We start from the raw sequence: 19,262 nt of genomic DNA on the forward strand, positions 1-19,262 counted from the left end.
CGAGAGTTTCACTCTGGATTTTTCCAGGCAGGTAAGCGGCGACGTGACAGTACTACGGCCTGAACTGGTGACGGTCAGCCACTTGTTTGTACGCCAGTCGGCAGAGTTGGCGGCAGCAGTGACTCACCGAATGCTGAAGACCTTGCTCGACAATCACTGGCATCCTTCAGGGGGTCTTCGACCCCTTTTAAGTCCGCCAATGCGGTTTTTTCACGCGCTACTTACAGTGGGCGCAGCTCTGGGTGCTACGCTTTTCCTGTGCATGGAGGAAGCGCGATGCCAGAAGATCTTGCCCCCACCCCGCTCAATTCTTGCGACGAAGACTCTATTGCCCTCGGGCATACTATCGATGAGGTTGCGGCCTGGATCGACCACCGCGGCTCTACGTGTGTGTCTGATCGCATCAATATGCCGAAGTTACATACCTGGGTGTTCAACAAACCCCAACGCCTGCTTTCTAACAATCTAACGACTATCAATTTAACTCGCATGGAATGCGTAGTGCTTGACTTATTAACAAGCAGCGAGGAACGCGTCATCAGCAACGAGGACATCCTTATGAAGTTAAATAAGGACCCTCATAATTACAAAGGATTGCCCATGTGCCTCAGTAGACTGCAAGCGAAATTCAAGAAATTCACCAAAGGCGACAACCTCCTCCGTTCAGTAAGAAGTCGCGGTTACTGCCTTATCCAAACAATAAATCCTGAATGAGTTTTAAGTCTCCGGCTCATGGATGCAATGCTGTTCAGTTAAGGAAATTGCAGGGGCGAGCTTGGCGGAGTTAAAGCGCGATCCCGCAAACCTACCGAGCGATACTCGGTGATTGTTTTGTCCAGAGGAGGTTTATGGCATCTGTTTCAAGCCTCAGGTTGTTACCGACCCTGAGCCAGAACAGTATGTCGTTAGGCGTCAATGGGCTGAAAAAGATCCAGTGCCCCGAGCCGTCAGCCTTTTCCTCTACGTCTGCAACGTACAACGCGACCTCGCTTTCGCTAAGTTCCAAGGCATCGGAGATTTCTCGCTGTGTCGGTTTTCTTACGCTGCTCATAGTGAAATCCATTTCTTGAACAAAGTGCTGAAAGCATAGCTGAACACCAAAACCTGGAATCTCCACCTGTCGCTTCAGGTCACGGAATGGCAGGAGACTGTGTCAACGCTCCTGATCACCCTCGCTACGGTGCCGGCCGAAGAGTCCGCCCGCATTGCGAGCATGTCGCGACCTGAAATCGCAGTTACTGCGCAGGCATGGCGTCCAATGCCTGCGCATGAGCATCAATCATCACCTGAAGGGCGTTTGACACATGCGGATGCCCAACCCAGCGGTATGAAGCACTTCCAAGTAAGCCGGCTGCCGCGTTGTCCATCAGGCTTTTGACATCAAGCCCGCTGGCGATGGCCTCTCCAATAATTGCTACAAGGGCCTGCTCAAGTGCAATTTCGCGATCAGTGACCATTTCATCTCCTTGAACCGGCTCCATGCCGGCCATAGAGATAAATAGCTCAAAAGAAATCAAAATGCCACTACCTCCGTCGCATTCAGTCACGGAGGGTGGCGCATGCAATGGAGGCGTCAGGGCACCGCTTTGGGTGGATGCCCAAGGCCTGCTCGGGGCGGTGCCCCCATGATCATCTTACTGATAGCAGCGCCGTTCTAGATGCTCTGGCTCATCTACAAGGGGCCACGCCACCAAGGGTTCACCCCGCCAGTCACCTCAGGGGGAGTGTGTGTAACGCCACTGGCGAGGCGAACGATCGAACGTTAGCTGAACGACTTGGATTGTCGCCTGCACCTTGTCTGAATTGGTGCCCACCCTGACCAGTTGCTGGCCATTCAGTAATCCATCTGAAACACACCAGGCCGGGCAAGCGGTCATGACTTTACCCAGCGCAGCGCCAAGTGTCCCGAAGACAACCCTGAACAAAATTAACATTGAGCCTGCCGGTGAACGACGGGCGAGGAATCGCCATGTCCGATTTTCAAATGGAACCCACGCCCACCGCTCGCAAGCGTCATGTGCGGCGAGTGCCACGGCTTCGCTGTGCCAGGCCAGCAGTACCAGCTCATTTCCGGTAGCTGGAAACCGCCACTATTCCTTCAAATACAGCAGTCAACTTCATTAATAAATAATCCGTCATAAAACCATCGAAGGCGATCAACACTCACACCCCATCGCACCGAAAGTTATTTATCCCGACAAACACATCCATTACCTATCATCATATTACAACTCACTGGACAGTAATTATTGGACGCACGCTAACACCTGCACTTTCAACGAATAACATAACCCCCTGATAACACTCAGACCAACACCAATAAAACTCACTGACTTATTATAACATTCGTTGACACTAACACGCAGCCACCCTACATTAGTGGCACTCTGCCAACACCACGACGACGCATCAACTTTGTCAAGTTAATGGAATGCTGAGTTTCTGAGCTATTTCATTCCTGGTACAACGCATGAAATATGTAGACGACATTACGAAACTTTTTACACATTTTGGCGCCAGTGCGCAGAGCTACCAGGAAATACAACCGAACTATAAAGATTTCAAAGACGACCCGGTTACACCTGCGCTGACTGAGCCAGAACCGTCGGTGGCCTTGCCTCCCCCAATACCAACGCCAACGTCCCCTGTGTTTCTACTGGACGAGCCACAGCCTTCTTTATTGATTGGCGCGCCGGTCGAGCCTGTGCAGAATGCTGCCCTCTCGCTAACTTCGCCAATATCCCCTCTCCTGACCAAGCCACCTGCGAGTTCTGCTACGGGTGACCGTCAGCGATTGAGCGACTTGTTACGTGAACTCAACCAGGTTCGTCGAGACGGTCTGCCAGAAACGACTCGCAAGCGGACCAGGGCAAAGGTCATTGCTATCGTTTCGGCGAATGGTGGGGTGGGTAAAAGCACCGTCGCCGCTGGCCTCGCAAAAACACTTCGGCGCCCTGGCGGGCGAACCATCGCAATTGATCTGGACCCTCAGAACGCGCTTTCCTGCCACTTGGGTATCACCAGGCAGGTTCCCGGGCTGATCCAGCTCAAAGAGCAGGGCGCCGACTGGGGCGCTCATCGCCTGCCGGGCTTTGGCGACAGCGAGTGCCTGCCCTTCGGCACTGGCGAGGTGAGCGATCGCCGATTGCTCAAGCAGTTGATGCTTGAAGATTCTGACTGGTTGAATCAGCACCTTGCGTCAATGGACCTCAGCGAAAACGATACCGTGATCCTGGACACGCCTTCGGGTGCGACCGTCTATTCGCAACAGGCACTCGATGCCGCCGATCTGGTGCTGGTGATGACGGTGGCCGACGCGGCTTCCTACCTGGCACTGGACACCATGACCCAGTGGCTGGAAACCAGCCGACGACGCGCGCAGTGGCACCGGTATGTACTCAACCAACGGGATGACTCGCGTTCGTTCTGCAGGGACATGGGCGTGCTGTTTCGGCGGCGGCTCGGCGCTAACCTGATCGGGACGATTCGTCTCGATCACCAGTTCAACGAGTCGCTGGCCTATGGTCGGGACCTGTTGCAGTACGCACCTGAGAGCATTGGCTGTCAGGACATTCATTCGCTGTCAGGCGCGGTCCATGCCCTGCTTTTTGCGGATGCTTGCAGCCAGCAGGGCACGCCATGACCGCCCGGCTCAATCAGCTACCTGCAAAGACGTGGTGGTTGCAGGAGCTACTGGATACTTTCGTGGCAAGCGTCAGTCGCTGGCCCCTGCGTTGGCGTCAAGGCCTGAAGATCTCGGCCGGGCTGATCGCTGCATTGTTGGTGCTGGGTATCCTCACTGCGCCGCTGAACCTGTATTCCCAGGCCGCGTTTGCCGCCGTCTGTTTTGCCGCCAGCCTGATCATCCGCAAGCAAGCCGGGCGTCTGGCGATCCTGACCCTGGTCACCCTCTCGCTGATCGCTTCGTTTCGCTACATGTACTGGCGCCTGACCGACACCCTGGGCTTCGACAACTGGCAGGATGCCGTATTTGGCTACGGATTGGTGCTGGCCGAACTGTATGCCTTGCTCGTCCTTGTCTTCGGCTATGTACAGACCGCCTGGCCGCTGCATCGCACACCGCAGTTTCTGCAACAACCGCCCGCTGAATGGCCGACGGTAGATGTCTTCATCCCCACCTACAACGAAGCGTTGGGCATCGTCAAACTGGTGGTGCTTGCGGCCCAGGCCATCGACTGGCCCGAGGGCAAGCTGCGGGTGCACGTGCTCGACGACGGACGTCGGGACGAGTTCAAGGTTTTCTGCCAGCAAATCGGCGTCAACTACATCACCCGCGACAACAATCAACATGCCAAGGCCGGCAACCTCAACGAGGCGCTCAAAGTCACCGATGGCGAGTTCATCGCCATATTCGACGCCGACCACGTGCCCACCCGCTCCTTCCTGCAGATCACCATGGGCTGGTTTATCAAGGACCCGAACCTGGCGTTGCTGCAAACGCCGCACTTCTTCTATTCACCCGATCCGTTCGAAAAGAACCTCGATACCTTTCGCTCGGTGCCCAATGAAGGTGAGCTGTTCTACGGCCTGGTGCAGGACGGCAACGACCTCTGGAACGCGACGTTTTTCTGTGGTTCCTGCGCGGTCATCCGGCGTACTCACTTGCTGGAAGTGGGCGGTATCGCCACCGAAACCGTGACGGAGGATGCGCACACGGCACTCAAGCTCAATCGCCGTGGTTTCAACACCGCCTACCTCGCCATTCCACAAGCAGCAGGACTCGCTACGGAAAGCCTTTCCCGGCACATCCGTCAGCGCACACGCTGGGCTCGGGGTATGGCGCAGATTTTTCGGACCGACAATCCACTGTTTGGCAAAGGACTGAACCTGGGGCAGCGCATCTGCTACCTCAACGCCATGATGCATTTTTTCTACAGCCTGCCCCGCCTGGTGTTCTTGACCGCGCCCTTGGCCTACCTGATGTTCGACGCGCAGATTTTTCATGCATCGGCGTTGATGGTCATGGTCTATGTGCTGCCGCATATTTTCCATTCCAGCCTGACCAACTCCGCCATTCAGGGGCGCTTCCGCCACTCCTTCTGGAACGAAGTGTATGAGTCGGTGTTGGCCTGGTACATCATGCGACCGGTACTGTTGGCCCTGATCAGCCCTACGCTGGGCAAGTTCAACGTGACCGACAAGGGCGGCACCATCGAAAAGGACTATTTCGACTGGAAGCTCGCGCGGCCTTACATCGTCCTGCTGACCTTGAACATGATCGGTCTGGTGATCGGCGTGGTGAAACTGATCGGGAGTGATTCGGCCCAGGTCACGACCCTGCTGATCAACCTGGCCTGGACTGTGTACAACATCATTATCGTCAGCACCGCCGTGGCGGTGGCCACTGAGTCCTCTCAGGTGCGTAACGAACCCAGGGTGCCCGCAGATCTGCCTGTGCGCGTCTATCGCGAAGACGGCACCTCGTTCGATTGCAAAACCCAGGACTTCTCACAAAACGGCGTGGGTCTGGTACTGCCACCGCAGGTTCAGCTCAGCGTCGAGGAGAAGCTGCGGCTGTGCATTCTGCGCACACCGCCCTCAAGCCTCTTTCCCGCAAAAACGATCTTCAACAACGACAACGTGACGGGCGTGCAATTCGAGGCTTTGACCCTGCGCCAGCAAAGTGAACTGGTGCGACTGACCTTTTCACGGGCCGACACCTGGGCCAACACCTGGGGTAACGGCCGCCTCGACGCGCCCATGTCGGCATTGCGCGAGGTCAGCAGCATTGGCTTGCGCGCCATCCTGCGCTTGTTCGTTGTAACCCTGAAGGACAGCCACGCGCTGCTGCGCAAACGCCCGGTCGCTCCATCACCTATCGACTCCACCGCGGACACGCAACGATCTTGAAGCCTTCCACTCGCCGGACCTTTCTTCCTCGCCGCACACTCATGCTGATCGCCTGCTCGCTAGTGGGCTGGAGCGGCTGTGCCTTGAGTGCTGCCGCCCAAATCAGCGCCACAGACCCGGCAGTGATGCCGGTCGCATCGTTGCCCGGGACCGATGCCCCGGGCAATAGCTATACCCGCACCCTCAAGGAGCTGGGCAAAAGCTATTCGATGACCCTTAAAGGCGTGGAGGCTACCGACAGCGTGAATTTCGATGTGCGCGCCGATGAAGTCGTCACGGCTGCGCAGGTCACGCTGCAGTACAGCTACTCACCGGCGCTGCTGGCCGATCTTTCGCAAATCAACGTGCTGATCAACGATCAAGTGGCCGCCAGCCTGCCCCTCCCGAAGGAAGAGGCCGGTAAATTGCAGACCCGGACCGTGCAGATTCCGCCGCAGACCATCACCGAATTCAACCGGCTCAGCCTGCAGTTCATCGGTCATTACACGATGCAATGTGAAGACCCTTTGCACTCCAGCCTGTGGGCCAGGATCGGCAACGAGAGCCAACTGAGTCTCCAGGTGTCCTCGATTAAACAGCCCAACGACCTGTCCGCTCTGCCGCTGCCCTTGTTCGATCGTCGAGACGCCTCGCCCCTGAAGCTGCCCTTCGTGTTCGCCGCGCGCCCAAGCGGTCCGGAGCTTGAAGCCGCCGGCATCCTGTCTTCCTGGTTCGGCGCCCTGGCCAGCTACCGCGGCGCAACCTTCCCCGCCAGCCTCACCAGCCTGCCGGCAAAAGGCAACGCAGTGGTGTTTGTCAGCGGCAGCGAATCAACGACCCTGAGTGGTTTGCCGATCAAAGAGGCCACGGGGCCGACATTGACCCTCATGAGCAACCCGAATGATGCTCAGGGCAAACTGTTGATCGTCTCCGGGCGCGATGGCGCCGATCTCAAAGTCGCCGCGACCGCGCTGGCCCTCGGCGGCTCGGCCTTTTCCGGGCAGAGCGTAGTGATCGACCGGATCGACTCGCTCAAGCCACGCCAACCGTACGACGCGCCCAACTGGCTGCCCTCCGATCGTCCGGTTCGCCTGGGTGAACTGGCGAAACCCGCAGAACTCAATGTGTCGGGTTATAACCCGGGACAAATGACCGTTGCCCTGCGATTGCCACCCGATCTGTTCAACTGGCGTGAGCCCGGTGCGCAACTTGACCTGAAGTACCGCTTTACGCCGCAACCGGTCTCCACCAATTCTTCGTTGCTGATCAGTTTCAACGACACCTTCATCAAGTCGATCGACCTGCCTTCGATCGAGAAACTCGGCAACAGCGACAGCCTGCTGGCAATGCTCAAAACCGACGACAGCCTGGCCCGCACGTCGCGCATGCTGTTGCCGCTCAATTCAGTCGCGCTGCAATCGCGCCTGCAATTTCGTTTCATGTATGACTACATCAAACAGGGCGAATGCCGCGACATCATCATCGACAACATGCGCGGCGTGATCGACCCGGACTCGACCCTGGACCTCAGCCAATACGAACATTTCATGGCCATGCCCAACCTCGGGGTGTTCAAGGACAGTGGCTTCCCGTTCACCCGCATGGCCGACCTGTCTGAAACATCGGTGATCCTGCCCAACGAGCCGGGCCCGGCCGATCTGAGCGCCTATCTGACCCTGCTGGGCCGCTTCGGCGACTCCACCGGTTATCCGGCCACCGGCGTGAAGGTGGTCCACGCCGACCAGCTCGCCGAGCAAAGCGACCGGGATTTGCTGGTGCTCGCCTCGGGCAACAACCAGCCTCTGCTGGATCAATGGCAGCACCTTCTGCCCGCCAAGGGCGAAGACGCTGCGCAGTACTTTGAACTGTCTGACCTGCCCTTGCGTCTGCGCAACTGGATCAGCCCGGATACGAAAACCAATCGGCGTGAAGCGCGCAGCAGCTTCAGGTTTAGCGCCGAGGACGGCAGTGCTTATCTGACCGGATTCGAATCGCCGCTCAAGAGTGGGCGCAGCGTGGTGTTTATCGCCGGCACAAGGCCCGGCGGCCTGGCCGACGTGACCAGTGCCCTGCTCAGCAGCGAAGAAAATGCCCGGCAATTGCAAGGCAGTCTGGTAGTGGTCAGGGGCAAGCAGGTCGATTCGCTGGTCGCCGAGCAGGATTACTACGTCGGTCGCCTGGGTCCGTTGCGCTATCTGCAGTGGTACCTCTCGCAGAACGTCATGGCGCTCATGCTGTTCACCCTCCTCGGGGTCCTGCTGCTTGCTTGCATGGCCTACCTGGCCCTGCGCCTACGGGCCAAACGCCGTCTTGGCCAATGAGCCGCGCAGGCCTGTGACGTCCATGAGCAGCCGGGGTACTTCACTTCGCCAGAGCCTGCGCGGTAACGCGCGCAGGTTGAGCGCTGTGCTTGCGCTCGCCCTGCTGGCGCCAACGATAGCGGCCGCACAATCCTGCGAGCCGCCGGCCTGGCCGCTGTGGCAAACCTATGCAACACGCTTCGTCCAGGCCGACGGCCGGGTTCTGGAATCGAGCCTTGAGAACAATCACAGCACCTCTGAAGGGCAGTCCTACGGCATGCTCTTCGCGCTGATCGGCAACGATCAGCCACGCTTTGACAAACTCTGGCGCTGGACGTCAGCCAACCTCGCAGGCGCAGACACTGCCACACGCCTGCCGGGCTGGTTATGGGGACAAGGCACGGACGGTCAGTGGCGCCTGCAAGACGCCAATTCGGCCGCCGACGCCGACCTGTGGATCGCCTACGCCCTGCTCGAAGCCGCACGCCTGTGGCATCGGCCGGACTATCACCAGGACGCCCTGCACCTGATGGCGACGATCGAAGCGCAATTGGTCGTCAATTTGCCCGGGCTGGGTCCGATGGTATTGCCTGGACCACAGGGCTTCGTCCAGCCGGACGCTCTCTGGCGCCTGAATCCCAGCTACCTGCCACTGCCGCTGTTACGGCGGCTGGCCAAGGAAGCACCCTCCGGGCCCTGGCAAGCGATTGCCGATAACACCGCGACGATGATTGCCCAATCCAGCCGCCACGGTTTCATCGCTGACTGGGTCGGTTATCAAGGCATTTCAACACAATCGGGTGTCTTCGTGAGCGACCCGATCAACGGCGACACGGGCAGCTACGACGCCATTCGCGTGTACCTCTGGCTGGGCATGGGTGATACCTCCGAACCGCAGGCAGCGCTGCTGCTCAAACGGCTGGACGGTATGGCCCGCAGCACTGTCTCGACGGGCTCCCCCCCGGAAACGGTCCAGGTTCTGCACGGCAGTGTCCAGGGTCAGAGCCCTTTCGGATTCCGGGCTGCACTGATTCCCTACCTTCAGGCCAAGGGGCAACCCAGGTTGGCCGATCAGCAACGAGGCCGCGTGGAACTCGCCTTGCGCGAAGCACTGGCCAGGCCTGATACCGACGTTGGTCCGCCGCGTTACTACGACTTGATGCTCAGCCTGTTCGCGCTCGGCTGGGCAGATAAACATTATCGATTCCGGGAAGACGGAACGCTGAAACTTTCCTGGGAGACCGCATGCACCCGCACCACCGCACGCTAGCCATCGCCGTCATGAGCGCATGGACGGCCGCTGCTGCCCACGCTCAAAGTCCGACGCCACAGACATTACTCGTCGAGCAAGGGCAGTACTGGCAGTTGCACAAAAACCCTCAACGCGCGGCGGAAGTCTGGCTGAAAGTCCTGTTGCTGGACCCGGTCCAGGTTGACGCACTGTATGGCCTGGGCTTGATCGGCGTGCAACAGGACAAGCCACAACAGGCTCAGCAATACCTCGCCCGCTTGCAGGCCATCCAGCCTTTGCCTCGGCAGGCACTGCAATTGGCACAGGACATCGCCCTGGCACAACCGCAGAACCAGCAGCGCCTGGAAGAGGCTCGGCGCCTCGTCGATGCTGGTGAGCGCGACAAGGCGACCGCCGAGTTTCGCTCGCTGTTCGATGGCCATCCGCCTCAAGGCACGATCGGCCGCGAGTATTACAACAACCTTGCCTTCAATCAGGCTGACTGGGCTGAGGCACGCAGCGGACTTCAGCGCCTGCAACGTGAGATGCCCAACGACTCTATCGTCGCGCTGTTTTACGCCAAGCATCTGGTGCGCCATGAAGACAGCCGTGCCGAGGGCATCCGCGCCCTGGCCGCGCTGACCCAGCGTACCGACATTGCCGGTGATGCCGACGAAAGCTGGCGCCTGGCGCTGACCTGGATCGGCCCGCCCAGTCCGGCACAAGTGCCGTTGTTCGAGGCGTACCTCAAGACGCATCCGGATGACGTGGAAATCCGGGCACAGATGAACAAGGGCAAGCAACAGGCAGCGACGACAGCCAGCAAGGAATGGCAACCGCCCGCCGAAGTTGCGCGCGGTCTGAAGGCGCTCAAAGAAGGCGATCAGGCCACCGCCGAACAGGCTTTTCAAGCGCGCTTGAAAACCCGGCCCGACGATGCCGACGCGCTGGGTGGTCTTGGGGTTGTTCGCCAGCAGCAACACCGACTGGCCGAAGCGGAGAAGCTCCTGGGTCAGGCCACGCGACAACAGGACGGCAGCCACTGGCAAGTTGCGCTGAACGACGTGCGCTACTGGTCGGCGTTGCAGCAGGCCCGCGACGCCCAGGCCAAAGGCCAGACAGCCCAGGCAGTGGCCTTGGTAAACCAGGCGCTGCGGCTCAATCCAAACGGGGTGGACGCTCGCCTCGCCCTCGCGGATATTCAGGCCAACGCGGGCCAGTTCGATGACGCACAGCGCAACTATCGCCAGGTACTGAGCCTGCGCCGTGACGACCCTCAAGCACAGGAAGGGCTGGTCAACGTGCTGCTCAAGAGCGGCAAGAACGATGAAGCCCTGCAACTGATCAACAGCCTGCCGGCCACCGGCCAGGCAAAGATCGGCCAGTCCGCACGCCTGCAAGCCTTGCGTGCGACGCAACTGGCCGCGCTCGCCGAACAACGCAACGACCTGCCCGCTGCACGCAACGCCTTGCAAGACGCGCTGCGCGTTGAGCCGGACAACATCTGGACGCGTTTCGCCCTGGCCCGCCTGAACCTGGCGATGGGCGAACCCCAGAAGGCTCGGGACCTGATCAACGCCATGCTCCAGGCCCATCCCGACAATGCCGATGCGCTTTACGTCAGCGCCTTGCTGTCGGTCCAGATGGGTGAGTGGAAAGCCGCCCAGACAACCTTGGCACGCTTGCGCCCCGACCAGCGCACCCCGGACATGCAAGCGCTGGCCGCTGACGTCAGCCTCAACCTGCAACTCAGCCAGGCGATCGAGTTGGGCAAGCGCGGACAACGCCAGGAAGCCCTGACCTTGCTCGAGCGTATTCAGCCGATGGCCAACAACAGTCCAGACCGCACGGCGAGCCTGGCCTCGGCCTATGTCGACATCGGCGAGCCGAGCCGTGCGCTGGCCCTCATGCGCGGCCGGTTGCAACAGACTACAGCGCCCTCGGCGGACTTCATCCTGCAATACGCCGCTGTCCTGCTTAAAACCGGAGAAGACACGCAGGTCAACCAGATTCTGCGCGACCTTCAGAACAAGCCCCTGAACGCGCCAGCTCGCAAGCGATTCGACGACCTGCTCTATCTCTATCGCATCCGCCAGGCTGACCAGCTGCGTGAACGCGGCGATCTGGCCAACGCCTATGACACGCTGGCGCCCGCACTGGCGCAACGTCCCGGTGACAGCGCTGCCGTCGCGGCCTTGGCGCGGATGTACTCGGCCAACGGCGACACGGCAAAAGCCCTCGAACTCTACAAACCGCTGTTACAGCGCCAGCCAAACGACCCGCAACTGCTGCTGGGTGCTGCCGACGCGGCGGTGCTGGCACATGACACGGCCTTTGCCGAACAGGCGCTGCAACAGCTGCTCAAGACCGAATCCGGTAACCCTCAAACGCTGACCGAGGCCGCACGCCTCTACCAGAACATGGGCAAGTCCGGCACGGCGACCGATCTGCTGCGCAAAGCCGTGGCCATCGAACAGAGCGAGCAACGCAGAAGCCAGGGCGGCCAACTGGCCGGCTCGACGGTGGCGCCCAACCCTTTTGCCGGGGTGTCGGGTTCACGTAATGAAGTCAGTCGCGACACCTTGCTGGCAGCCATCCCGCCACCGGCTCAGGAGATGCCGGGCAGCGCCCCTTTTGCCATCGACGCCCCGCCAAGGCCACAGCAGGCGAGCAATCCATTCGAGTCGCAGTTGCCCCGCGCAGCGCTGGTGAGCGAGGACATCAGCCCCGCGCAACTGGCGCTCAATAAAATCCTTCAGGAGCGCAGTGCCTACGTCACCCAGGGCGTGAGCATTCGCAGCAACAACAGTGAGTCGGGACTGAGCAAACTCACCGACATTGAAACACCGCTGGAAATCAATATTCCGCTGGATGAGAGCCGCGTTGCGCTGCGCGTGACGCCGGTCTCGCTGAACGCCGGCAGTGCCAGCAGCGAGGCGCTGTCGCGTTTTGGCAACGGTGCGCAGAGCGGCAGCGTCGGTTCGCAGAAAGCCGAGGGTGTCGGCCTTTCCGTCGCCATTCAACGGCCCGCGGATGGGCTCAAGGCCGATCTCGGCACCACCCCGCTCGGCTTCAAATACACCACCGCCACGGGCGGCATCAGCGTTGATCGCCCCATCAGCGACAGCTCTAATGTCCGTTACGGCGTGAACGTTTCCCGGCGTCCGGTGACTGACAGCCTCACCTCGTTTGCCGGCACCACGGACAAACGCAGCGGGCAGTCCTGGGGCGGCGTAACCGCCAACGGCGGGCGTGGTCAGTTGAGCTTTGACGACAACGAAGTCGGCGCCTATGGCTACGCCTCCTGGCACCAGTTATTGGGCAACCATGTCGAGTCCAACAGCCGCAGTGAACTGGGCAGCGGTGTGTACTGGTACCTGCAAAATGCAACGGACAGCAAACTGACCGTCGGCCTGAGCATGACCGGCATCAGCTACGCCAACAACCAGGACTTTTTCACCTACGGCCACGGCGGCTATTTCAGCCCGCAGACGTTCTTCGCCCTGGGCATTCCGGTGACCTGGGCACAACGCACCGGGCGCTTGACGTATCAAGTCAAGGGCTCGGTCGGCGTGCAGCATTTCGAGCAGGACAGCGTCGACTATTTCCCGACCGACAAAGCCCAGCAGGCGGCCTCGGGCCTGCGTTACGCAGGGCAAAACAAAACCGGGATCGGCTACAGCGTCGCCGCGGCGGCTGAATACAAGGTCGCTTCGAACTTCCTGCTGGGCGCCAATCTGGGCCTGGACAACGCCCGCGACTACCAACAACTCAGCGGTGTCCTGTCCTTGCGCTACCAGTTCGAGGAGATCAGCGGCCCCATGAGCCTGCCGGTCAGCCCGTACGCCTCGCCTTATTCCAACTGATCATTCTGGAGGTTTCGATGCCCACTTCTGCCCTTGCCGGCCTGACTCTCCTTGTCCTTGGGGAGAGCCACATGAGCCTTGCGGACCATTTGCTGGAGCCGCTACACGACAACCTGACCCGCCAAGGCGCCCAGGTCCACTCCATCGGTGCCTGCGGCGCCAGCGCCGGTGACTGGTTGATCAGCAAGAAGGTCGACTGCGGTGCCGAGCGCAAAGGCAACGACAAGATCGTGATCAAGGGGCGCGAAGCAACCACCACACCGATCCAGGACCTGATCGCCGCCGACAAGCCCGACCTGGTGGTACTGGTCATCGGCGACACCATGGCGTCCTATGACAAACCGGTGTTTCCGAAGGCCTGGGCATGGCAAAGCGTCACCGGCCTGGCCAAGGCCATTGCCGCCACCGGAACCCGCTGCGCCTGGGTGGGCCCGGCCTGGGGCAAAGCCGGTGGCATGTACCAGAAGAATGATCCCCGCACCCAATTGATGTCGCAGTTTCTGGCCGCGAACGTGGCGCCTTGCACCTACATCGATTCGCTGACGTTCTCCAAACCCGGGCAGTGGATCACCACCGATGGTCAGCACTTCACCGTCGCCGGTTATCAATCCTGGGGCAATGCGATTGGTGGAGCGTTGGCCAAACTGCCCGCCGACACTGTCAGCAGCACAGGAGCCGGCAAATGACCCGATCCGCCTGTGGCTGGGCGCTGTTCGCGCCCTTGATGCTGAGCCTGCACGTCCAGGCCGCCGACATTGCCCTGTACCCGACGGGCCCGGATCAGGACTCGGCCTTCCTGCGCTTTATCAACGCCGCCGACCAACCGCTGCAGCTGCTGGCCGAAGGCTCGCGCGCAAGCCTCAAACTGGAAGGCTCGAATGCCGTGTCCGACTACCTGCCCGTGCCCGCCAACCAGCCGATCAAGGGCACCCTGGAACGCAATGGCAAAAGCCAGCCGCTGGACATCCAGGTGGCAGCCGGCGAATTCGCCAGTGTGATCGCCTTGTCAGACAGCGCTCAAGGTATCCGCCAGGTTGTCATCCGTGAGCAACCCGACGACTTCAATAGCCTGAGAGCCTCGCTGGCGTTTATCAGCGCCGATCCAGCGTGCATCCAGGCCGGCTTGCGCGCTGCGGGGAAGAACGCCGACCTGTTCAAGGAGGTGGCCGACGGCAGCGTACAACGCCGAGCGATCAACCCGGTCAGCCTGTCGGTGCAATTGGTCTGCGCCCAAACCAACGTCGGTGCCCCGCTGGACCTGGGCCAGCTCAAGGCTGGCGAGCGCTACAGCGTTGTGCTGCTGCCTGGGGCAAATGGCCCTTACCTGTTGCTCGCGACTGACATCCTGGCCCACTGATCGGATCGCGCCACCACCATGGTTTTTGCCTCGCTCGAGTTTCTGACGTTGTTCCTGCCGCTGTTCCTGGCGGCCTATGCCGTGTGCCCAGCCGCCTGGCGCAACGTCACGTTACTGATCGGCAGCTGGCTGTTCTATGGCTGGTTGAGCCCACGGTTCCTCGCGGTGCATGTGGTGCTGACGATCACGGCGTGGATCGGCGGCTTGCTGATTGACGCCTTGCGGGAAGAAGGCAAGGGTCGCGTGCGGCTACTCGCGACGCTGATCGTGCTCAACACGGCGGTGCTGTGCTGGTACAAGTACGCCAACATCGTTACCGGCACCTTGATCGATACCATCACCGGGTACGGCGCCATGCCCCCGGACTGGCAGCGGGTCATCATGCCGGCGGGGCTGTCGTTTATCGTCTTGCAGGCGATTTCCTATCTGGTGGATGTGCATCGCCGTACCGTGCCGGTCGAACGCAGCTTCATTAACTACGCCACCTATATTTCGATGTTCGGCCATTCGGTCGCCGGCCCCATCATTCGCTATGACTGGGTTCGGCGTGAGCTGAATCAACGTTACTTCAACCTGCAGAATTTCTCGCTGGGCACACGCAGATTCATGGTCGGGATGTGCATGAAGGTCCTGGTGGCCGACACCCTGTCGCCGGTAGTCGATGTGGCGTTCAATGTGCCGAACCCCAGCTTCTCCGACGCCTGGGTTGGCTGCCTTGCCTATTCACTGCAACTGTTCTTCGACTTTGCCGGCTACAGTGCCATGGCCATCGGGCTGGGGCTGATGCTGGGTTTTCACTTTCCCGAGAACTTCGACCGTCCGTATCTGGCCAACAGCATCCAGGACTTCTGGCGTCGCTGGCACCTGTCGCTGTCCAGCTGGTTACGTGACTATCTGTATATTCCGCTGGGTGGCAATCGCAACGGCACCTGGAAAACCTACCGCAACCTGTTCCTGATCATGGCCATCGCCGGCCTCTGGCACGGTGGCGATAGCTGGAATTATCTGCTGTGGGGCAGCGCCCATGGCATTGCGTTGTGTGTGAATCGTGCCTGGAACAGCTCTTCCCTGCCCCCGGTGCCGCCGGTGCTTTCCCATGGCCTGACACTGCTGTTCGTGTGCCTGGCCTGGACACTGTTCCGCGCCCCCGACTTTCACAGCGCGCTCAGCCTGTATGCCGGACAGTTCGGCCTGCAGGGCATCGCCCTCGGTGACGAACTGTCCACGACCCTGCGCCCGGTACACGGCCTTGCGGGTTTGCTGGGAGTGTTCGGTGTCGTTGCACCGCTGCTGCGCCCTTACTGTGAGAAACGACTGGGCGGCCTTTCGCTCTACACCGCCGCCCTTTGGCCCATCGCCGGTTTCATGCTGTCGTTCGCACTGATCGCCAGTCGCGAAACCGTACCCTTCCTGTATTTCCAATTCTGATGACGATCCCCAAGCACACCCCGCCCTCCACTCAGCCTGATCTGGCGACACGCAACAGTCGGTTGGCCGGCGTGGCGCTGCTGATATTCCTGGTCGTCGGGCTGCTGTCCACTGGCCGTCTGATCGTTTCAGGGCAGATCTCGCTGCTACCCGATAAGGTACTGGCCCCGCAGATTCTTGATGGCGATATCACCCATCGGATTGCCAAGGAACTGTCGAACGCTTACCTCCCCACGACCTTCGCCGAGCTGGAGCGCGGTGCCAGTTGGCTGCTCCTCAATGACACCGGGCCGAGGGTTCGCTCGGGTTGTCCTGACTGGTTGTTTTTGGCCGATGAGCTCAAGGTCAATCATCAAGCACAGCGCAATGCCGATGCCAAAGTCCAGGCAGTGATTGATCTGAAGCAGCAGCTCTCCCAGCGTGACATCAGCCTGCTGGTGGTCATCGTTCCAGACAAGAGCCGCATCGCTGCCGGGCAGCGTTGCGCACTGCACCGCCCGGCCGCTCTCGAAGGGCGCATCCAGGCCTGGACCTCGAAGCTGGATGTGGGTGGTGTGTCGAATCTGGACCTCACCGGTGCGCTGACGCCACTGGGGGCCAGTGCCTGGTTGCGCACCGATACGCACTGGAGCGAATCTGGCGCGAAGGCAGCGGCCGAGGCCATCGCGCAGCGCCTGAAGACCCTGGGCATCAGCGCAACGCCACGCAGGTCGTTCAACGAAAGTCATGCCTCGCTCGCGGTGCGGCCTGGCGACCTGGTCCATCTGGCGGGCATCGACTGGCTGCCGCTCAAATGGCAACCCGCACCCGAAATGGTCGCCCAGACCAGCACCCACGAACTTCCCGTTGCGTCAGCCGCCAGCCCTGACACCGAGGCAGACCTCTTTGGCGATGCCGACCTCCCCAATACCGTGCTCATCGGCACTTCATTCTCACGCAACTCCAACTTCGCAGGGTTTGTGCAGCAGGCACTGGGCGCCCCCGTAGGTAACTTCGCCAAAGACGGCGGAGCGTTCTCTGGTGCTGCCAACAGCTACCTCAACAACCCGGCCTCCAAAGAAACGCCGCCAAAGCAAATCATCTGGGAGATCCCGGAGCGGGACCTGCAGTCGGCTTACATCGACCCCATTGCCTATCGCTCGCTGCGGTAAGCCTATTGCCGGCACGCCTTATCGCATTGACAGCCACAACCGCGATGAGCTCGCAGCCCCTAGCAAAAGCGGTCGGTGAAACAGGGCCGCTACCATCGCCATAAATGGGGCATTACACCCACCCAACCGGGCGGTTACCACCTAATTTGAGGAATATTCCCCCCTCACCCTTTCTCTCGCTTGGAACACTCAAAAACAGCCCGTTAATTAATTTGAGCTTTTTCTTCGCCCTATTGAAATGGCTCATTAGTTGCAGCCCCCCCTGGTACCCGCAACAGCTGTCGTCCCGGACATCATGGAGACAGCGGGGCTAGCCAGATTCGGCATGAGGCGAGGGGTGAAAAATGAAACGCGCGACATCGCCATGCAGCTCCATCACCTTGCTGCTCAGGTCAAGCCCGCCCTGTGCGATGCTCCTTACCCTGACCACCGCCAACGCCGTGCCGCTGGATGATTTCGGCCCGCCACCACCGATAGCCCCCTCGGCGTTTACCAACCCGCTGGCCGCCCCCAAGGCCGCGCGGGCCGTTTATGCTCGCCCTGATCGGCGCGCTGTTCATCCTGCAGGTGATCCTGATGTACACCTTCTGGAGCTATTAATGTTCCGCGCAAAAGTGAGAACTGGTGATGGCATCCTCTAATAAATCAATTGCTCGTATCACGAAAAGGCCGATAACCCTTTATAAGCAGGTCGCTCAGTTGTGCCTAATGTTTATCGCGCTGCTGATTATGCTGGCGTTGTCCGCTGCAATGGCGATGGAGTTGACACTTGGAGCGCTCTGACGAGCCCGGTAAAAAAAAGCAAATCATCCTCTTGGTATCGGCGAATGCTGTGGTTGATCGGTATTTGCATCAAAACTCTGGCGCTTGTATGAAGATCGCAACGCCTGTAGAAGAGCAGCTTTGGCGATTGGCTGTTGTTAATTTCATTGAGCATGCGCTGGATCAAGTCGGGCGCGTGTTCCTCCATGAACCACGCTGCGGTGCTGATCAGTGAATCCGAATCCTTCGAGGGCAAAGCAATGCCAACGACTGAAGAAGCTGTGTACGCAGCAGCCAGGCTTCGCGCCAGCTGTCGGGGAGAAAACGAAGCCATGGCCGCAGTCAAGGCTCTCGAAGCCGTGGCGATATTGAAAGAAACACTATCCGGAGATAAGTACCAGGAAGCGCTTGAGAAACTCTATCTTGAGTACTCAAAACCTTGATTTATCTGTGCCGCATTCATGTTCGCCATGCCGACTCCAATGTCGCGACACAATTTGCTGATACGCGAAACGTGTCGCGACACTTGCCATTCGACGAAGAACACCAGGAGCGCGCCTACACTGAAATGCACAACGATTGAGCGGACATGGAGCTCCACGCATGCGCACTAGCGCCCTTGTGATTCTCCTTATCAGTTATGCGGTGCTGATGGTGCTTTTTTTCAAGCTTAATGCTCAAAACAATCGACGCCGCCGAGAAGGTCTTTACCAAGCCTTTGAAACCACAATGCGACAGCATGAAATCAAGTCTTTCGAGATCCTCAAGGAAAGTATTTTTATCGGCAACAACTTTCGGCCATCAGAACTGTACCGGATATTGTTAGACGATTCCGGGCACTACTTTCTTTACCAGCACGCCAGCAATACACAGCCGATTTTCATGCCGCTGACCGAGGAGCGCGCGTTACAAGCTGCACAGGGTGAGATAGGAATTCAGGCATAGATCCTTTTCGGAGAGTTACCGTCTAACTTGCAAACGATGGCGCTGTTCAAGGTGAACACCGGCACGCGGGAGCAGGAAGTCTGCAAGCTGAGATGGGACTGGAAGATCTCGGTACCGGAGCTTGGGACCTCGCGTTTCTACGCAAACTTTCAATCGCTGATTAACCAAACACTGGCAGATTTTACCCAACAACGCAGACCTCAATACGGCGCATGCGTTTTCACACAGCCTGGACCAAAAGCGGCCGCCTGGATCGTTCGCTAATCACCCAGCCCCCGCGGCTGGCATTGTCTATGTTCGCTAGCGAACAGACTTCGCCCCGATGAATAACCCACACTCATCGGTGGAATGCTGCGCCCGGCGGCGCAACGC

At 59.7% G+C, this 19,262-nt stretch carries 15 protein-coding genes and 1 pseudogene; 15 read left to right on the forward strand and 1 reads right to left on the reverse strand.

Going from position 1 to position 19,262, the window contains the following annotated elements:
* The first annotated feature begins 276 nt into the window (after positions 1-276).
* Complete coding sequence (locus tag AC1DKH_RS23460; protein ID WP_477799438.1) at positions 277-714, forward strand: winged helix-turn-helix domain-containing protein; 438 nt, start codon at positions 277-279, stop codon at positions 712-714.
* A 521-nt stretch (positions 715-1,235) separates the two neighbouring features.
* Here the strand turns inward: AC1DKH_RS23460 and AC1DKH_RS23465 are convergent.
* The gene (locus AC1DKH_RS23465; RefSeq protein ID WP_477799439.1) at positions 1,236-1,547 is read right to left on the reverse strand and encodes a hypothetical protein; all 312 of its coding nucleotides are present in this window, start codon (positions 1,545-1,547) and stop codon (positions 1,236-1,238) included.
* 923 nt (positions 1,548-2,470) lie between these two features.
* Between AC1DKH_RS23465 and bcsQ the strand changes: the two genes are divergently transcribed.
* From bcsQ to AC1DKH_RS23535, 14 genes and pseudogenes are all read left to right on the forward strand, one after another.
* Positions 2,471-3,643 (forward strand): cellulose biosynthesis protein BcsQ, encoded by a 1,173-nt coding sequence (gene bcsQ, locus AC1DKH_RS23470; protein WP_477799440.1) that lies wholly within the window; start codon positions 2,471-2,473, stop codon positions 3,641-3,643.
* Complete coding sequence (gene bcsA, locus AC1DKH_RS23475) at positions 3,640-5,871, forward strand: UDP-forming cellulose synthase catalytic subunit (protein ID WP_477799441.1); 2,232 nt, start codon at positions 3,640-3,642, stop codon at positions 5,869-5,871. The genes bcsQ and bcsA overlap by 4 nt, the downstream gene beginning before the upstream one ends.
* Positions 5,868-8,171, forward strand: a complete 2,304-nt coding sequence (bcsB, locus tag AC1DKH_RS23480) for a cellulose biosynthesis cyclic di-GMP-binding regulatory protein BcsB (protein ID WP_477799442.1) — start codon at positions 5,868-5,870, stop codon at positions 8,169-8,171. The genes bcsA and bcsB overlap by 4 nt, the downstream gene beginning before the upstream one ends.
* Positions 8,172-8,193: 22 nt before the next feature.
* On the forward strand, positions 8,194-9,420 hold the full coding sequence (gene bcsZ / locus AC1DKH_RS23485) for a cellulose synthase complex periplasmic endoglucanase BcsZ (protein WP_477799443.1): 1,227 nt from the start codon (positions 8,194-8,196) through the stop codon (positions 9,418-9,420).
* Positions 9,396-13,247 (forward strand): cellulose synthase subunit BcsC-related outer membrane protein, encoded by a 3,852-nt coding sequence (locus tag AC1DKH_RS23490; protein WP_477799444.1) that lies wholly within the window; start codon positions 9,396-9,398, stop codon positions 13,245-13,247. The genes bcsZ and AC1DKH_RS23490 overlap by 25 nt, the downstream gene beginning before the upstream one ends.
* Positions 13,248-13,264: 17 nt before the next feature.
* Positions 13,265-13,933, forward strand: coding sequence for an SGNH/GDSL hydrolase family protein (locus tag AC1DKH_RS23495; RefSeq protein ID WP_477799445.1), 669 nt, complete (start codon positions 13,265-13,267; stop codon positions 13,931-13,933).
* Positions 13,930-14,604: an alginate O-acetyltransferase AlgF gene (locus tag AC1DKH_RS23500; protein WP_477799446.1), complete on the forward strand. Its 675-nt coding sequence runs from the start codon at positions 13,930-13,932 to the stop codon at positions 14,602-14,604. The genes AC1DKH_RS23495 and AC1DKH_RS23500 overlap by 4 nt, the downstream gene beginning before the upstream one ends.
* 18 nt (positions 14,605-14,622) lie before the next feature.
* Positions 14,623-16,032, forward strand: a complete 1,410-nt coding sequence (locus AC1DKH_RS23505) for an MBOAT family O-acyltransferase (protein ID WP_477799447.1) — start codon at positions 14,623-14,625, stop codon at positions 16,030-16,032.
* Positions 16,032-17,183 carry an alginate O-acetyltransferase AlgX-related protein gene (locus AC1DKH_RS23510; RefSeq protein WP_477799448.1) on the forward strand — a complete coding sequence of 384 codons (1,152 nt, stop codon included), beginning with the start codon at positions 16,032-16,034 and terminating at the stop codon, positions 17,181-17,183. The genes AC1DKH_RS23505 and AC1DKH_RS23510 overlap by 1 nt, the downstream gene beginning before the upstream one ends.
* A 344-nt stretch (positions 17,184-17,527) precedes the next feature.
* Positions 17,528-17,824 carry a hypothetical protein gene (locus AC1DKH_RS23515; RefSeq protein WP_477799481.1) on the forward strand — a complete coding sequence of 99 codons (297 nt, stop codon included), beginning with the start codon at positions 17,528-17,530 and terminating at the stop codon, positions 17,822-17,824.
* A 128-nt stretch (positions 17,825-17,952) separates the two neighbouring features.
* Positions 17,953-18,180 carry a hypothetical protein gene (locus AC1DKH_RS23520; RefSeq protein WP_477754309.1) on the forward strand — a complete coding sequence of 76 codons (228 nt, stop codon included), beginning with the start codon at positions 17,953-17,955 and terminating at the stop codon, positions 18,178-18,180.
* Positions 18,152-18,388: a hypothetical protein gene (locus AC1DKH_RS23525; protein WP_477799449.1), complete on the forward strand. Its 237-nt coding sequence runs from the start codon at positions 18,152-18,154 to the stop codon at positions 18,386-18,388. The genes AC1DKH_RS23520 and AC1DKH_RS23525 overlap by 29 nt, the downstream gene beginning before the upstream one ends.
* A 160-nt stretch (positions 18,389-18,548) precedes the next feature.
* Positions 18,549-18,890 carry a hypothetical protein gene (locus AC1DKH_RS23530; protein ID WP_477799450.1) on the forward strand — a complete coding sequence of 114 codons (342 nt, stop codon included), beginning with the start codon at positions 18,549-18,551 and terminating at the stop codon, positions 18,888-18,890.
* Positions 18,891-19,028 (forward strand): annotated as a pseudogene (locus AC1DKH_RS23535) (tyrosine-type recombinase/integrase); the annotation flags it as partial. It abuts the gene before it with no gap.
* Positions 19,029-19,262 lie beyond the last annotated feature (234 nt).

The organism is Pseudomonas sp. 05L36, assembly GCF_056398125.1.

Bases quoted from the DNA above. Each gene is read 5' to 3' on its own strand.
- AC1DKH_RS23460 (WP_477799438.1), top strand. From the start codon at position 277: ATGCCAGAAGATCTTGCCCCCACCCCGCTCAATTCTTGCGACGAAGAC.
- bcsQ (WP_477799440.1), top strand. From the start codon at position 2,471: ATGAAATATGTAGACGACATTACGAAACTTTTTACACATTTTGGCGCC.
- bcsA (WP_477799441.1), top strand. From the start codon at position 3,640: ATGACCGCCCGGCTCAATCAGCTACCTGCAAAGACGTGGTGGTTGCAG.
- bcsZ (WP_477799443.1), top strand. From the start codon at position 8,194: ATGAGCAGCCGGGGTACTTCACTTCGCCAGAGCCTGCGCGGTAACGCG.
- AC1DKH_RS23490 (WP_477799444.1), top strand. From the start codon at position 9,396: ATGCACCCGCACCACCGCACGCTAGCCATCGCCGTCATGAGCGCATGG.
- AC1DKH_RS23495 (WP_477799445.1), top strand. From the start codon at position 13,265: ATGCCCACTTCTGCCCTTGCCGGCCTGACTCTCCTTGTCCTTGGGGAG.
- AC1DKH_RS23500 (WP_477799446.1), top strand. From the start codon at position 13,930: ATGACCCGATCCGCCTGTGGCTGGGCGCTGTTCGCGCCCTTGATGCTG.
- AC1DKH_RS23505 (WP_477799447.1), top strand. From the start codon at position 14,623: ATGGTTTTTGCCTCGCTCGAGTTTCTGACGTTGTTCCTGCCGCTGTTC.
- AC1DKH_RS23510 (WP_477799448.1), top strand. From the start codon at position 16,032: ATGACGATCCCCAAGCACACCCCGCCCTCCACTCAGCCTGATCTGGCG.
- AC1DKH_RS23515 (WP_477799481.1), top strand. From the start codon at position 17,528: ATGAAACGCGCGACATCGCCATGCAGCTCCATCACCTTGCTGCTCAGG.
- AC1DKH_RS23525 (WP_477799449.1), top strand. From the start codon at position 18,152: ATGAACCACGCTGCGGTGCTGATCAGTGAATCCGAATCCTTCGAGGGC.
- AC1DKH_RS23530 (WP_477799450.1), top strand. From the start codon at position 18,549: ATGCGCACTAGCGCCCTTGTGATTCTCCTTATCAGTTATGCGGTGCTG.